This window comes from Allobosea vaviloviae (genome assembly GCF_001298265.1).
Lineage (GTDB): Bacteria > Pseudomonadota > Alphaproteobacteria > Rhizobiales > Beijerinckiaceae > Allobosea > Allobosea vaviloviae_B.
The window spans coordinates 412,679-427,898 of the sequence record NZ_LGSZ01000048.1 but is presented as its reverse complement, the minus strand read 5'-3'; the positions used below and the strand labels follow the sequence as shown (position 1 = coordinate 427,898).

11 protein-coding genes are annotated in these 15,220 nt (G+C 67.5%); 1 reads left to right on the top strand and 10 read right to left on the bottom strand.

Annotated elements, in window-relative coordinates:
* Window positions 1-161: 161 nt before the first annotated feature.
* The 5 genes from AE618_RS18200 to AE618_RS18180 form a co-directional block, all read right to left on the bottom strand.
* Window positions 162-737, bottom strand: coding sequence for a hypothetical protein (locus AE618_RS18200; RefSeq protein WP_197280816.1), 576 nt, complete (start codon window positions 735-737; stop codon window positions 162-164).
* 28 nt (window positions 738-765) lie between these two features.
* Window positions 766-2,580, bottom strand: a complete 1,815-nt coding sequence (locus AE618_RS18195) for an ABC transporter ATP-binding protein/permease (RefSeq protein WP_156330328.1) — start codon at window positions 2,578-2,580, stop codon at window positions 766-768.
* A 108-nt stretch (window positions 2,581-2,688) separates the two neighbouring features.
* On the bottom strand, window positions 2,689-4,974 hold the full coding sequence (locus AE618_RS18190; RefSeq protein WP_054210445.1) for an NADP-dependent malic enzyme: 2,286 nt from the start codon (window positions 4,972-4,974) through the stop codon (window positions 2,689-2,691).
* 137 nt (window positions 4,975-5,111) lie between these two features.
* On the bottom strand, window positions 5,112-6,944 hold the full coding sequence (locus AE618_RS18185) for a methyl-accepting chemotaxis protein (RefSeq protein ID WP_054210444.1): 1,833 nt from the start codon (window positions 6,942-6,944) through the stop codon (window positions 5,112-5,114).
* Between the two features lie 138 nt (window positions 6,945-7,082).
* Window positions 7,083-8,906: a methyl-accepting chemotaxis protein gene (locus AE618_RS18180; RefSeq protein ID WP_197280815.1), complete on the bottom strand. Its 1,824-nt coding sequence runs from the start codon at window positions 8,904-8,906 to the stop codon at window positions 7,083-7,085.
* A 239-nt stretch (window positions 8,907-9,145) separates the two neighbouring features.
* On the opposite strand from AE618_RS18180, the gene mutS reads away from it, so the two are divergent.
* On the top strand, window positions 9,146-11,851 hold the full coding sequence (gene mutS, locus AE618_RS18175; protein ID WP_248310930.1) for a DNA mismatch repair protein MutS: 2,706 nt from the start codon (window positions 9,146-9,148) through the stop codon (window positions 11,849-11,851).
* A gap of 20 nt (window positions 11,852-11,871) precedes the next feature.
* On the opposite strand, the gene AE618_RS18170 is transcribed toward mutS, so the two are convergent.
* The 5 genes from AE618_RS18170 to AE618_RS18150 form a co-directional block, all read right to left on the bottom strand.
* A complete protein-coding gene (locus AE618_RS18170; RefSeq protein ID WP_054210442.1) occupies window positions 11,872-12,159 on the bottom strand; it encodes a type II toxin-antitoxin system RelE/ParE family toxin in 288 nt (95 codons plus the stop codon).
* Window positions 12,149-12,406 carry a type II toxin-antitoxin system ParD family antitoxin gene (locus tag AE618_RS18165; RefSeq protein ID WP_054210441.1) on the bottom strand — a complete coding sequence of 86 codons (258 nt, stop codon included), beginning with the start codon at window positions 12,404-12,406 and terminating at the stop codon, window positions 12,149-12,151. The genes AE618_RS18170 and AE618_RS18165 overlap by 11 nt, the downstream gene beginning before the upstream one ends.
* A 53-nt stretch (window positions 12,407-12,459) precedes the next feature.
* Complete coding sequence (locus AE618_RS18160) at window positions 12,460-13,332, bottom strand: NlpC/P60 family protein (RefSeq protein ID WP_054210440.1); 873 nt, start codon at window positions 13,330-13,332, stop codon at window positions 12,460-12,462.
* A gap of 44 nt (window positions 13,333-13,376) precedes the next feature.
* Window positions 13,377-13,730 (bottom strand): MarR family winged helix-turn-helix transcriptional regulator, encoded by a 354-nt coding sequence (locus AE618_RS18155; RefSeq protein WP_054210439.1) that lies wholly within the window; start codon window positions 13,728-13,730, stop codon window positions 13,377-13,379.
* 81 nt (window positions 13,731-13,811) lie between these two features.
* Window positions 13,812-15,203, bottom strand: coding sequence for a leucyl aminopeptidase family protein (locus tag AE618_RS18150; RefSeq protein WP_082365377.1), 1,392 nt, complete (start codon window positions 15,201-15,203; stop codon window positions 13,812-13,814).
* Window positions 15,204-15,220: the final 17 nt, after the last annotated feature.

The window sequence follows — 15,220 nt, the reverse complement described above, 5'->3', positions numbered from 1 at the left end:
ATACGCACTCATGTTCGGTTTCGCGCAGGAGGCGGTTGCCAGCGGCGCCGATTGCGGGCGATGGGACGGGCAAGCCCCGGCCGCAGACATAGCGTCTTGGTCACAATGCACAAGGCGGCGGGACGCGGCGAATGCGCGCCATGCGCTGATGGAGTGCGGGCTCAGCCCGTCTTCCTGAACACCCGCAGCGTCTTGAAGCTCGCGACCTCGTCGACATCAGCGGCTGCGGCCCAGTCGGCGATGATCGGCTCGGCCGTCGCATAGGCGAAGGAGCCGGTGTAGAACAGCAGATAGCCGCCGATGTCGGTCTGGGCCGTGAAGAGGTCGATCACCTCTCGGTCGGTCAGCGCGCCATAGGCGTCGTTCGCTTCCGTCCGGAACTCGCAGGCGTGGAACAGCGTCACGATGTCGAAGCGCGGCAGAAGCTTGGCGTTGCTGGTGTAGATGTCGCCGAAATAGGCGCTGTAGGTCTTGGTGATCGTCGGGTTGCCGGTGGCGAGCTTGACGAAGGCGTCGTATTCCTTCGGCGAGGCGGTGATGCCGAGCACCGTGCAGTCCAATTCGGGTTCGGCGCAGCGGATGCCGACATAGTGGTGCCCGCCAGTGCCGAAATGATAGATGCGCTTGCCCGAAAGCCGCTCCTCCTCCAGCCATTCGACGAAATGCACGTCGCAGGGGCATTGCTCGACGCGAAGCCCCCAATAGACGTCCCAGATGTTCATCGTCGCGGCGGTCATGATGGTCGGCTCCTCGGATAACGGATGATCATTCGGCGGGCCCGATCTGTGCGGGCAGGATGGCGGGCAGGGCGGGCTGATCCAGCCCGGGATGGCGCGGCGCCATGCGCACGACGCCGCCGGCGCGCTTCAGCAGCAGGCGGTGGCTCGCGGCTTCCGCAAAACCGGCGCCCTGCCCGAAGGCGACGATGATCGCGTCGGGCCGTGCGGCGCGCAGCTCAGCCAGAAGTTCAAGCGCGGCATCGGTGTCCAGGGCGCTCGTCGCCTCGTCGAGCAACACGACGTCCGGCTTCTCGAGTTCGGCGCGGGCCAGCGCGAGGCGCTGGCGGTCGCCGGTCGCCAGTTCCTTGTCCCAGTCGCGGTATTCGTCGAGCAGCGGCGTCAGGCCCGAAAGGCCATAGCGGCGCAGCGCGCCCTCGATCTGCTCCTCAGGCGCCGCCCTGCCGGTATCCAGGACCGCCCGCAGGCTGCCTTCGCTCAGATGCAGCTTCTGCGGCACGGCCGTCACGAAAGCGTCGGGCGGCAGCCGGATCGCGCCACGCCCCCAGGGCCACAGCCCCGCCACCGCCTGGACCAGCGCCGCCTTGCCCAGCCCGAGCTCGCCGGAGACGTGCAGCATCGCGCCGGGTGGCAAGCTGCAGGATATATCGGCGGCGAGCGTGCGCCCGTCGCGATCGATCAGGGTGACGTCGTCGAGATGGAGCAGTCCGTCGCGGCTTGGCGACACCGTCAGATGCTCTTCCGGCGGTTCGTCATCGACGCGTTCGAGCGCATCTGCCAACTCGTTGACGCGCCGCGCCGCCGCCAGCCATTCGGCGATGCGCATGAAGTTGTCGAGCACCCAGTTGAAGGCGTTCTGCACGGCGACGAAGGCCGCCGCGACCTGGACGACGCCGCCGAGCGACATCTCGCCGGACAGGTATTTTGGCGCCGCCAGCAAGAGCGGCACCACCGGCACCAGCGCGCCCGAGCCGTTGGTGATCCAGGTCAGGCGGCCGCGCTGGCGGATCATCGCAAGCCAGCGTCCGACCAGGCTGTCATAGGTTTGCGCCACGGCGCGGCGCTCACCGGCCTCGGTGCGGGCGAGCGCGATCGTCTCGCCATGGTCGCGGATGCGCATCAGCGAGAAGCGCAGGCGCGCCTCGCCCTCGTTGCGGGCGGCGATCAGGCTCGGAAGGCGGCGGCCGACGACGGTGACGAGCAGCGAAACCAGGATCGCATAGACGATCGCGGCCAGCACGAGATAGGCCGGGATGACGAAGACGGCGCCGCCGCTCTGCAAGGTCAGCCCGCCGCCGATCTTCCAGAGAATCTCGATGAAGGTGATGATGGTGATCGCCGCCGAAAGCAGGCCGATGGCGAAATCGACCACCGGCTCGGTCGCCCAGCGGACATCGTCGGCGATGCGGTATTCGGGGTTGGCGGGCTCGTAGCCGGAGAGGCTGAGCCTGAAGAAGCGGCGCTGACCGACCCAGGCGTCGGCCAGCCTGGCCGTGACCCATTGGCGCCAATGCACCTGGACGGTCTCGCGCGAGACCAGGACGACGACGCCGAGCCCTGCCGCGACCAGTACGAGCACGGGGAAGACCGCCATCGCGATCATCGCGCTCTCGCTGTCCTTCTTCTCCAGCGCGTCGAAGAACCAGCCGTTCCAGCGGTTGATGGTGACGTTGGCGAAGACCGAGAGGATGATCCCGGTTGCCAGGGCCAAGGTCCAGAACCAGGAACGGCCGCCACCTGGCCCACCCCAGAAACCGGCGGTCAGCCTCGCGAATCGCAAAGCGACCTGCCGGTCTCCCGGCACAGCCATCATTGCGCCTGGCGTCTCGCTACGCGCCGTCACGACCTTCGTTCGTCCCCCGCCGGCCGGCTTCCGGCTTGTTAAGGCTGAACGGTTCAGAATGAACTCAAAATGAACGGGATCGTGGCCTCGTCGATCGGCCCGGCTACTTCACCCGCCGATATTGAACGCTGCCAGCGCCGCCATGTTCACGATGTCGGAATCCTTCGCGCCGAGCGGCACGATCTGGACCGGCTTGTCGAGGCCAACGATCAGCGGACCGATCACCGTCGCTCCGCCGAGTTCCTGGAGCATCTTGGTCGAGATCGAGGCCGAGTGGAACGCCGGCATGACCAGCACATTGGCCGGGCCGCTCAGGCGGCAGAACGGATACTGTGCCATCAGATCGCGGTTGAGCGCGACGTCGGCGGCCATCTCGCCGTCATACTCGAAATCGACGCGCTGGCCGTCGAGCAGCTTGACCGCCTCGCGCACCTTCTCGGAACGCTCTCCGGCCGGATGGCCGAAGGTCGAGAACGCCAGCATCGCGACCTTCGGCTCGTAGCCGAGCCGGCGCGCCACGCCGGCCGCCTCGATCGCGATCTCGGAGAGTTGCTGCGCCGTGGGCATCTCGGTGATCGCGGTGTCGGCGACGAGAACGGTGCGCTCGCGCGAGAGCACGATGGAGACGCCGATCAGCCGATGGCCCGGGCGGTCGTCGATGACGCGGCGGACCTCCTCCAGCGCAATCGAATAGTTGCGGGTAACGCCGGTGACGAGAGCGTCGGCATCCCCGAGCGCCACCATCGCGGCGGCGAAATGGTTGCGGTCCTGGTTGATCAGGCGCTGGCAGTCGCGGAAGAGGTAGCCGTGGCGCTGCAGCCGCTCGTAGAGATACTGCGCATAGGCCGCGTTGCGCTTCGACAGGCGCGCGTTCTGAACCGAGATGCCCTTGGCCTCGAGATCGACGCCGAGGAAGGTCGCGGTCTCGTGGACCCGCTCCTCGCGCCCGACGAGGATGGCGTGGCCGAGCCCCTGGTTGACGAAGGACACCGCCGCGCGGATGACCTGCTCCTCCTCGCCCTCTGCGAAGACGACGCGCTTGGGGTAGCGCCGGACGCGCTCGAAGATCCGGTTAAGCGTGCCTGCGATCGGGTCGCGCCGTGCCGAAAGCTGCGCCTTGTAGGCGGCGGTATCGACGATCGGTTTGCCCGCCACGCCGGTTTCCATCGCTGCCTTGGCGACGGCCATCGGCACGACATGGATCAGCCGCGGATCGAACGGCACCGGGATGATGTATTCGCGGCCGTAGCGCGGGCGCGAGCCCTGATAGGCGGCAGCCACCTCGTCGGGCACGTCCTCGCGGGCCAGCATGGCCAGCGCCTCGGCGGCGGCGATCTTCATTTCCATGTTGATCGTGGTGGCGCGGACATCGAGCGCTCCCCGGAAGATGAAGGGGAAGCCCAGCACATTGTTGACCTGGTTGGGATAGTCCGAGCGGCCTGTCGCCATGATGGCGTCGTCGCGCACGGAGGCGACCTCTTCCGGCGTGATTTCCGGATCGGGGTTGGCCATCGCGAAGATGATGGGGTTCGGGGCCATGGAGGCGACCATTTCGGGCGTCACGGCGCCCTTCTGGGAAAGGCCGAAGAAGGCGTCCGCCCCGTCGAGCGCCTGGGCGAGAGTGCGCCGGTCGGTGACGGCGGCGTGGCCCGACTTCCACTGGTTCATGCCCTCGGTGCGACCCTGATAGATCACGCCCTTGGTGTCGCAGAGGATGACGTTGTCGGGCTTGAAGCCCATCGCCTTGAGCAGTTCGGTGCAGGCGATGGACGCCGCGCCGGCACCGTTGATGACGAGGCGGGTCGACTTGATGTCGCGTCCGGTGAGATCGAGCGCATTGATCAGGCCGGCGGCGGCGATGATGGCCGTGCCGTGCTGGTCGTCATGGAAGACGGGGATGTCCATCAGCTCGCGCAGGCGCTGCTCGATGATGAAGCATTCGGGCGCCTTGATGTCCTCGAGATTGATGCCGCCGAAGGACGGGCCGAGATAGCGCACAGCCTCGATGAACTTGTCGGCATCCTCGGTGTCGATCTCGAGATCGATCGAATCGACGTCGGCGAAGCGCTTGAACAGGACGGCCTTGCCTTCCATCACCGGCTTGGAGGCCAGCGCGCCGAGATTGCCGAGGCCCAGGATCGCGGTGCCGTTGGTGATGACGGCGACGAGGTTGGCGCGCGCCGTATAATCGTAGGCCTTGGTCGGATCCTCGGCGATCGCCAGCACGGGGACCGCGACGCCCGGCGAATAGGCCAGCGACAGATCGCGCTGCGTCGCCATCGGCACCGTCGCGACGATCTCGAGCTTGCCGGGACGTCCGTCCGAATGGAACAGCAGCGCTTCCTGGTCTGTGAAAGTCGGGCGCGCGCGCTTGATCGGCGTCTTCTCGGTCATGGCATTGTTCTTTTTGTGAGCGTTTCCTTGGGGAGGCGGACCATAGGCAAGCGCCCGCGCGGCCACAAGCCGCGCTGGCGGGGAACGCTCATGCCGATGGGTCGGAGATGGCCGCCGCGATCCAGGCCCGGCCGGTCTTAAAGACGCCGGCGGACGCTCGCCACGAAGTCGCCGACATACTGGTCGAGCGCGCTGGTCTGCTCCTCGACCGTGCGCGCCGCATCGACGACCAGCAGCGCCGCCTCGCCCGTCACACGAGCCTCGTCGCCGACGGAGCCGACATTGCTGGTGACGACGACGGCGCTGCCGGCGACGGCCTGTGCGTCGGACGCGATGGAGGACACGATGTCTGCCTGCCGGCTCACGACCCGCGCCAGGACGCCGGATGTCTGCTCGAGGTCGCTCATGGTCTTGTCCATGAACGCCACGGCGCCCGATGCCGTCGCCGCAGCGCCGCGAATATCCTGGAGCGTCGCGGCGATGTCGCGCGTGGCCTTCTGTGTCTGCTCGGCCAGATTCTTCACCTCGCCTGCGACGACGGCAAAGCCCCGCCCGGCCGCACCGGCGCGCGCCGCCTCGATCGTGGCGTTGAGCGCCAGCAGATTGGTGCGTGCGGCAATGTCCTCGATGAAGTCCAGGACCGCGCTCGCCTTGTCGGCAGCCGTGGTCATCCCCGCGACGTCGCGTTGCGTGTCCCTGACATAGCTCGCGGCCTTGTGGGCCGCCTGGTCCGCATGCTCGGTCTGTCGTGTGAGTTCGCGGATGGAGGATTCGATCTCCTCGGCGGCGACCGCGACGCTGCCGATGCGGCTCGAGGCGCTCTCGGCCTCGCGCGTCGCCGCGATGGCGCGTTTCGTGGTGTTGTCGGCGCTCTGGGCCATGGCGCTCGCGGCTTCATGCATGCTGCGGACCGATCGGCCGACATCCTGAAGCGCCTTGCCGACCGTGACCTCGAGTTGCCCCGCGAGCTCGTCGAGCTGACTCCGGCGCGCCTGTTCGATCTCGGCGCGGCGTGTTTCCAGCGTCCTTTCATCGGTTGCGTCGAACAGGATGCCGTCCCAGATCATCGTGCCGTCATTCAGGCGACGCATGGTCGCCTCGCTGCGCATGGCCACGATCGCACCGTCCTTGCCGTGATAGCGTATCTTCAGGCGCCAGTTGTCGTCCTGGTCGAAGCCCGTCTTGCACGCCTGTTCGAACCGGGCCCGGTCTTCTGGAATCATCTTCTCGATCCAGACGCGGGCATCACGCTCGACATCCTCTTGTTTTAGGCCGAGCAGATCGCCCATTTTGAACGACGCGAAACGGTAGCTGACAGTTCCGTCCGGTCGAAGAATGCGCTGATAGAGGGTTCCCGGCACGCGCTCGGCCATGGCCTTGAATCGGTAGCTCGTCTCGCGGCGCTCCGCATCGACCACCATGAGCAGCGCCGCCAGCACCGAACCGAGCGTATTGACGGCAAACGTGGGAAGGAGCGCCTCGGCAACCACTTGCCATATGAGTTCGGGTCTGGGCAGCAACAGGAGCGGCGGCAACAGCACGGCGCCGGACGCCAGAGCCAGCCATCCGATATCCTGCCTGGCGAACGGACGGTCACGGCCGTGGATTCGCCAGCGTATCGCCAGACCTGCCACAGCGCTGAGGCCGATGCCGGCGATGCCCATCATCATGCCGTCGCCACCGCCCGAAAAGCGGTAGAGACCCAACGTAGCAGCGACGATGACCGTTGCCAGTGGTCCGCCGAACGGCCCCGCGAGCAGCGCCGCGACATTGCGCGAGCTGATGGCGACGCCGGGCTGCAGCGTGAAGGGGTTAATCATGCTGAGCAGGCCTGCTGCGGCGAGCACCAGGCCAATGAGCAGCTGCCGCGCGAGCGGATAGCGCTCCAGAAGCGGCGTCACTGCCGTCACGGCAAGCGCGGCCAGCAGGATGAATGACAGGTTCTCGATCAGGCTGACGAGCAACAACATCTGGACCGCTTCAACGAACGACCCGATAACCATCACGACGATTGCTGAATGTCTTGCTAACGCTGCCGGTCTGGTCCGAGAGAAATGCGTCTAGCGCATGCTGACGCGGTGGCTTCGAGACGCCGCAGCAGGCTCCAGCTAGAGGCGCTTTCTGACGTCGCCGACGAACTCGCCCACATAGCGATCAAGCGCGGCGGTCTGCTCGTCGACCTTGCGGACGATGTCGAGGACACGCTGGGCAGCATCGCCGGTCACCGAGGCCTCGTTGCTGACCGAGCCGACGCTGGCCGTCACGGCGGTGGTGCTGCCAGCGACCGCCTGGGCGTCGGTCGTGATCGTCGTCGCAATGTCGGCCTGGCGGCTGACGACATCGGCGATGGCGCCCGAGGTCTTCTCGATCGTCGTCATCGTCCCCTCGATATGGGCGACGGCATCGGACGCCGCGGCCGCCGCGCGCCGGATGTCCTCCAGTGTCGCCGCGATGTCACGGGTCGCCTTCTGTGTCTGCTCGGCCAGGTTCTTGACCTCGCCTGCCACGACCGCGAAGCCGCGCCCCGCAGCTCCGGCGCGCGCTGCCTCGATCGTCGCGTTGAGTGCCAGGAGGTTGGTGCGCGATGCGATGTCCTCGATGAAATCGAGGACGGAGCTGACCTTGTCCGCGGCCGCACCGAGTCCGGCGACGTCCCTATGGGTCGAGCGGACATAGCTTGCCGCATCACGCACGGTCTGGTCGGCATGTGCGGTTTGGCGCGTCAGTTCGCGGATCGAGGCCTCGATCTCCTCGGCCGCGACTGCCACGCTGCCGACGCGCTGTGAGGCGGCCTCCGCCTCGCGGGTGACCTCACCGGCGCGCAAGGCCGTGTTGCTGGCGCTGCCGGCCATCTCGGTGGCCGTCTGATGCATGCTGTGAACCGATGAGGCCACCTCTTGGAGCGCCTGACCGACGGTGACCTCGAGGCGAAGGGCAAGCCCCTCGAGGGCCGCCTTGCGCCTCTCGTCGAATTCCTCCCGCCTTTCCTCAAGCGTGCGCTCGGCGGTGACATCCGTCATGATTCCGTCCCAGCAGATCGAACCATCCGCCAGGCGTCGCGGCGCGGCGTCGGTCCTCAACCAGATGATCGATCCGTCGTCCTTGCGATGGCGCCCCTCGAAGCGCCATGGCTTGAGGCTTCTTTCGGCTGCCGCCTGTGCATTGGCCTTCTCCAGGAATTCCCGGTCCTCGGGCAGCAGCCATCGCAGCCAGCTCTCGGGGTCTCGTTCGACCTCCGCGCGCGTCACATCGAGAAACTGCTCGATCTTGGAGTTGGCGAGCTTGTGCTGGATCGTGCCGTCCGGTCTCAGAATCTTCTGGTAGAGGACGCCGGGCATGTTGGCGGTGCAGGCTTCGAGGCGCAGCAGGGCCTCGATGCGCTGTTGGTCGCTCCGGATGACGAAGCCGACCAGAAAGGCGCCCAGGACGTTGACGAGCGTCGTCCCGGGCCCCGACAATGCCATGAGCAGCGGCCCGGCGCGAGGAAACGGCACCAGTGCAAGGATGAGTGCGACAGGCGTCCAGGCTGCGACGAGGCTGAGGCCGATCAGGCCGACCACGGAAACGCCGCGCCCGTTGCGCCGAAGCCAGATCGCATAGGCGAGACCGACGACGGAGCAGAACAGGATGCCCACGATGCCCGCCATCGCCGCGGCGCCGCCGAGATGCAGCCGCAAGGCGCTGAGGGCGACCATGGTGATGACGGCAGAAATCGGCCCACCGAGCGGCCCCGCCAGGACCGCGACGATGTTGCGGAAATCGAGCAGGAGGCCGGGTTCGATGACGATCGGGTCGAGCATGCTGGCGCAGCCGCCGGCCGCGAAGATGACCCCGACGACGACCTGCCGCAGGCGGTGATCCCCGCCCAGCCGCTGCGTCGCGAACGGCACAAGGACTGCGGCGACGAGCAGGTAACCAAGACCTCTGGTCAATTCCAATAGCATTTTGGACGTGCCCGGTGCCGCTGAGGATTTAAACCCGTCCTCTCTACGCGTCTGCCGCTAACGAATGATAAAGCTCGCTGGGCCGCTCGCCGCAATCGCGCGGGTCCACATCGAAATCGATGTCGGAAGCGGGTTGAGCAGGCGGCGCGGTTTCCAAGGCAAGGCCGAACCGCTAGCCTCGGGGGACCATGCACAGCGTCAATCCAGCTCTCCACGACCGGCCCGACATGTCCGCCGCCGCTCCTGCGGCAGCGAGGGAGGACACCAGCCGCGTCACGCCGATGATGGCGCAGTATGTCGAGATCAAAGCCGCCAATCCCGATTGCCTGCTGTTCTACCGGATGGGCGATTTCTACGAGCTGTTCTTCACCGATGCCGAGGTTGCCTCGCGCACGCTCGGCATCGTGCTGACCAAGCGCGGCAAGCACCAGGGCGACGACATTCCGATGTGCGGAGTGCCGGTCGACCGCGCAGACGACTATCTGCAGCGGCTGATCGCGGCTGGACACCGCGTCGCGGTCTGCGAGCAGATCGAGGATCCCTCCGAGGCCAGGAAGCGCGGCCCGAAATCCGTGGTCCGGCGCGACGTCGTGCGGCTCGTCACGCCTGGCACGATCACCGAGGAGCGATTGCTCGAACCCGGGCGCGCCAGCCTGCTCGTGGCGGTGTCCAGGCGCAAGCTCGGCGATGCCAGCGCGCTCTACGGCATCGCAGCCATCGACATCTCGACCGGCCGCTTCAGCGTGATGGAGGCGCCCCGGGACAGGCTCGCGATCGAATTCGCCCGCCTCGAACCGCGCGAGATCGTCTGTCCCGACGCGATCCATGACGATCCTGAGATGAAGGGGTTCTGGCGCGAGATCGGGGTCCCTGTGACGCCGTTGGCGCGTGAAGGGCTCGACGCGGCCTCGGCCGAGCGCCGGCTGAAGGAGTTCTTCGGCGTCGCCACGCTCGACGCTTTCGGCAGCTTCAGCCGGGCAGAGGTCGCGGCGGCCGGCGCGGCGCTGGCCTATGTCGAACGCACGCAGTTCGGCGCAAGGCCGCCGCTGTCGCCGCCGGTGCGCGATACCGGCTCTGACACGATGCTGATCGACGCGGCGACCCGCGCCAATCTCGAACTGACGCGGACGTTGTCGGGCGAGCGCGGCGGCAGCCTGCTCGCGGCGATCGACCGCACCGTGACGCCGGGCGGCGCACGTCTGCTGGCCGAGCGACTGGCCGGACCGCTGACCGATCCCGCGGCCATCTCGCAGCGCCATGATGCCGTCGAGGCGCTGGTCGCGGACGGCGCCCTGCGCGAGGACCTGCAGGTGGCGCTCGCCAAGGTGCCCGACATCGCGCGTGCGCTGGCGCGGCTCTCGCTCGACCGCGGCGGGCCGCGCGATCTCGCCGCGCTGGGTTCGGGCTTGAGCGCCGCGCGCGCCATCGTCGGCATGCTGCTCGGCCGCGTCGCCCTGCCGGCCGAACTGGCCAAGGCGTCGCGCGCCCTGTCGCAGATCGACCCCGACCTGCCGGCGCGGCTCGAAGCCACGCTCGCCGAGGAATTGCCCCTGAACCGCCGCGACGGCCGCTTCGTGCGCGAAGGACATGATGAAGCGCTCGACGAGCTGCGGCTGCTGCAGGTCGATTCGCGCAAGGTCATCGCGCAATTGCAGGCGCGCTACGCTGCCGAAACCGGCTGCCGCACGCTGCGGATCAAGCACAATTCGATGCTCGGCTATTTCGTCGAGGTGCCGCAGGCGACCGGCGAGGATTTCCTGAAGGAGCCGTGGCGGGCGACCTTCGTGCATCGCCAGACCATGTCGGACGCGATGCGCTTCTCCTCGGTCGAGCTGGGCGGCCTGGAAGCAAAGATCGCCTCGGCCGCCGACCGCGCGCTGAAGCTCGAACTCGGCATCTTCGCGGGGCTGACCGAGGCGGTTCTCAGCCACGCCGAGCCGATCAAGCAGGCGGCTGCGGCATTGGCCGAGATCGACGTCGCGGCAGGACTGGCCGAACTCGCCAGTCGCGAAGGCTGGAACCGGCCCGTCATCGACGACAGCGCCGCCTTCACCATCAAGGCTGCGCGCCATGCCGTCGTCGAGACGGCGCTGAAGCGGGACGGCAAGCCCTTCGTGGCCAACGACACCGAGCTGTCGCCGCCCGGCACCGGGGGTAAGGGTGGGCGCATCTGCCTGATCACCGGCCCCAACATGGCGGGTAAGTCGACCTTCCTGCGCCAGAACGCGCTGATCGCGGTGCTGGCACAGATGGGCGCGTTCGTGCCGGCGGCGAGCGCCCATATCGGCATCGTCGACCGGCTGTTCTCGCGGGTGGGCGCCGCCGACGATCTCGCGCGCGGGCGCTCGACCTTCATGGTCGAGATGGTCGAGACCGCCGCGATCCTGAACCAGGCCGGGCCGCGCGCGCTCGTCATCCTCGACGAGATCGGCCGCGGCACCGCGACCTTCGACGGACTCTCGATCGCCTGGGCCGCGATCGAGCATCTGCATGAGATCAACCGCTGCAGGGGCTTGTTCGCGACGCATTATCACGAGCTGACCGCGCTCGGAGACCGGCTGGAGCGCGTGACCAACGCGACCGTGCGCGTCACCGAATGGAATGGCGAGGTGATCTTCCTGCACGAGGTCGTCCCCGGCGCAGCCGATCGCTCCTACGGCATCCAGGTCGCCAAGCTCGCCGGCTTGCCGCCTGCCGTGGTCGAGCGCGCCCGCTCGATCCTGAGCGAACTGGAGAAGACCGAGCGCGAGAAGCCCGTGGCCTCGCTCGTCGACGACCTGCCGCTGTTTGCGGCGCCGCTAAGGCGTGCCGCCCCGGCGCCCGCCTTGCCGGCCGAGGACCCGCTGCGCCTGGCGCTCGACGGGCTCGATCTCGACGAGATGACGCCGCGCGAGGCGCTGGAGGCATTGTATCGGTTGAAGGGGTTGGGGTGAGGGTGTCTCCCCAGTTCCGCTCACATCAGGTTCGGCCAGTCCTGATGTGCGTGGAAAACGCGCAAGATCAGGATGTCTTGACCGGCTTCGATATAGGCAATGACGTGACTGGCGTGGAAATGGGCCCGGAATGGTGGGTCGAATTCCAGTCTCTGTCGCGCCATGCGTGGCTGATCGGCCAGCACGCTGAAGCACGCGACCAGTTCCTGATAATATCGCTCTGCCTGTCGGACGCCGAATGTCGACTTGCTATGCGCATAGATTGCCAGGACATCGTCATCGGCAGCAGGCGTCAGCCTAAACGACATCGGCCGAGCCCACACCGGCGCGCCGACGCGCCTCGTCGAGGAGCTCGTCCATGCTGCGTGTGCTGACCCCGCTCCGAATGCCTTCATCGATGGCATGCTGGATACGGGCAATTGCGTCCTGCCGTTCCTGGTCCCTGCGGATCAGGTCGCGGACATAGTCGCTGGCGTTGCCGTAGCGGCCGCTATTGGCCTGGGTCTCGACCCAGTCCTTCATCCGGTCGGGCAGGGATACGTTCATCGTCGCCATGTCGGCCTCCTGTCGCGACAGGATAGCATCTTGGCAATCTTTGCCAAGATCGCTCAGGCGATCCGGCGGATGCTGGTGATCGCCCCGAAGCTCTTGGCCTGGATGCGATCGCGGGCGGTGCGCAGCCGCTCGCGCATCACCGTCATCGAATAGGCGGTAGCGTGGAGCAGGGTGTCGGGGTCGGTGAGGATGCCGACATGGCCCTTCCAGAAGACGAGATCGCCACGGTTTAACCCCTGAAGGCTGTCGTCGAAGGCGACGGGTTCGCCGATGCCGACCTCGAGCATGTCGGAATCGCGCGGCGAGGCGATGCCGGCCGCGGCCAGCGCAAGCTGCGTCAGGCCCGAGCAGTCGAGCCCGAGGCTGGTCTTGCCGCCCCAGAGATAGGGCACGTTGAGGAAGCGCTCCGCCACGGTGACGAAATCGGGCTCGGGCGCGTCGAGCGGTGCGACATGACCGGCGAAGACATATCCGCTGGTGAACCGGCCGAACTCCGACAGCACGACGAAATCGCCCGCTTCGCCCGCCACGCTGACGCCCGCGCCGAGCGAGAGCGCCGCCAGTGGCGGCAGCTTCATCGAGGGACCAGGATAGACAAAGGTCCGCAGCGCGCTGACGCGGTGCGTGGGCTTCAGCGCGTCGCCACGCAGGGCATCGTCGGGGAGATAGCCGACATAGCCGTCGTCGTGCAGCTGAACCCAGGCCCAGCCCTCGAAGCTCTCATAGACATCGACGCCTTCGCCGCAGAGCGCCTCCGTGTCGAGAGGAGCATCCGGGCGCGGCTCGCGGCGCAGCGGCGCGGATGGCGCGACGACGCGCATCGGCACGGCATCGGCGAAGGCCCTTGCCTCGACCTGCCCCATCAGATGGCGGGCGGCGAGATCGGGACGGGCGGGGGTGAGGCGGCGGTCGAGAATCGTGGTCATGGCGGCAATCTAGCCTCGCAGCGGGGCTGCTGGAAATGGCTGCGTCACCCTCCGCCCATCTCCTTGGCCCGCTCGACCACGAGATCGGCCAGCCGCTCGACCGCAAGCGCGCCCGCGACGGTGCGCTGGATGACGACGTTGCGGCGGTCGAACGCGTCGCGTTTGCGGGTGACGAGGCCGAGCTTGCCCATGGTGTCGAGTGCGCGGGTGATGACGGGCTTGGTGACGCCGAGCTGGGCCGCGAGCCCCCGCACCGTATGGGGCGGCAATTCCAGATAGATCGTCAGCAGGATCGCCGTCTGCCGCGCCGAGAGATCGAAATCGCTGTCGCGCACCAGATCGAGATGGACCTGCCGCCACAGCCTGAGCGCCTGAGAGGGCTTGATCTCCAACGGCATGTGCGTCCGCGGTCCGGGTCGTTACGGACCCGTATCATTATCCCGCAGGCGCGAAGGCGCAATCGGCTTCTCGCGACAGGCTTAACCCGCCGGATAAAGCTGTTTCACGAGCGTGTAGGTCAGCCTCGCCGCCTGGCATTCGCCGCCTTCGGGCCGGCCGGGCTTGCCCGAAGGGTTCCATGCATAGATGTCGAAATGCGCGTAGGAGGCGGTCTTCTCGACGAAGCGGTTGAGGAACAGCGCCGCCGTCACCGAGCCGGCAAAGCTCCCGCCGGAGACGTGGTTGAGGTCCGCGATCCGGGAGTCGAGCATGCGCTCGTAATTCGGCCAGAGCGGCATGCGCCAGACCGGGTCGTTGACCGCCTCGCCGAGCCTGCCGATCTCGGCTGCCAGCCCATCGTCATGGGTGTAGAAGGGCGGCAGCTCCGGCCCCAGAGCGGTGCGGGCGGCGCCCGTCAGCGTCGCATAGTCGATCAGCAGTTCCGGCGCCTCCTCGTCGGCCAGCGCCAGAGCGTCGGCCAGGATCAGGCGGCCCTCGGCATCGGTGTTGCCGATCTCGACGGACAGGCCCTTGCGGCTGGCGAGCACATCGCCGGGACGGAACGAGGAGCCCGAGACCGCATTCTCCACGGCCGGCACGAGCAGACGCAGCCGCACAGGCAATTTCGCCAGCATGATCATGCGGGCAGCTGCGATCGCCGCCGCCGCCCCGCCCATGTCTTTCTTCATCAGCAACATGCCGGCCGAGGGCTTGAGGTCGAGCCCGCCGGTGTCGAAGGCGACGCCCTTGCCGACAAGCGTGATCTTCGGATGGGCGGGATCGCCCCAGACCAGGTCGATCAGCCTCGGGGCGCGCGGCGAAGCGCGGCCGACCGCATGGATCATCGGGAAATTCCGGGCCAGCAATTCGTCGCCGACGATCGCGGTCGCCGTCGCATCGCATTCGGCGGCAAGGGAGCGGATCGCCGCCTCGATCTCGGCAGGCCCCATGTCGTTTGCGGGCGTGTTGACGAGATCGCGGGCGAGCGCGACCGATTCCGCTGTCCGCGTCAGATCCTCGCCGTCGATGCCCTCGGGCAGGACGAGCCGGGCCGTGGCGGGAGCGGGCTTGCGGTAACGCTCGAAGCGATAGCCCTGCAGCAGCCAGCCGAGCGCGGCGAGGCCGGGATCGCCGATCTCGCCAGACAGCACATAGTCTCCAGCGGGAAGCAGAGCGGCAAGCCGACCCGGCGCGAACGGATCGCGCCGGCGCGCATCAGTCGCCTCGACGCCGAGCAGAACGGCTGCGATGGCGCCGGCCTCATCCGGCAGCAGGATATGCTGGCCGGGTGACGCTGCAAAACCCTGCGCCTGCGCGAAGCGTCGTGCGAGCGGAGCCAGCCCATCCAGCAGTTCGGACAGGCCCGCCTTCGAGACGCACTGAACGGGAATGGCGGCCGGGGCAAAGGCGGCTTGAACGATGAGGCTGTGCACGAGGGCGGGTACCTGGT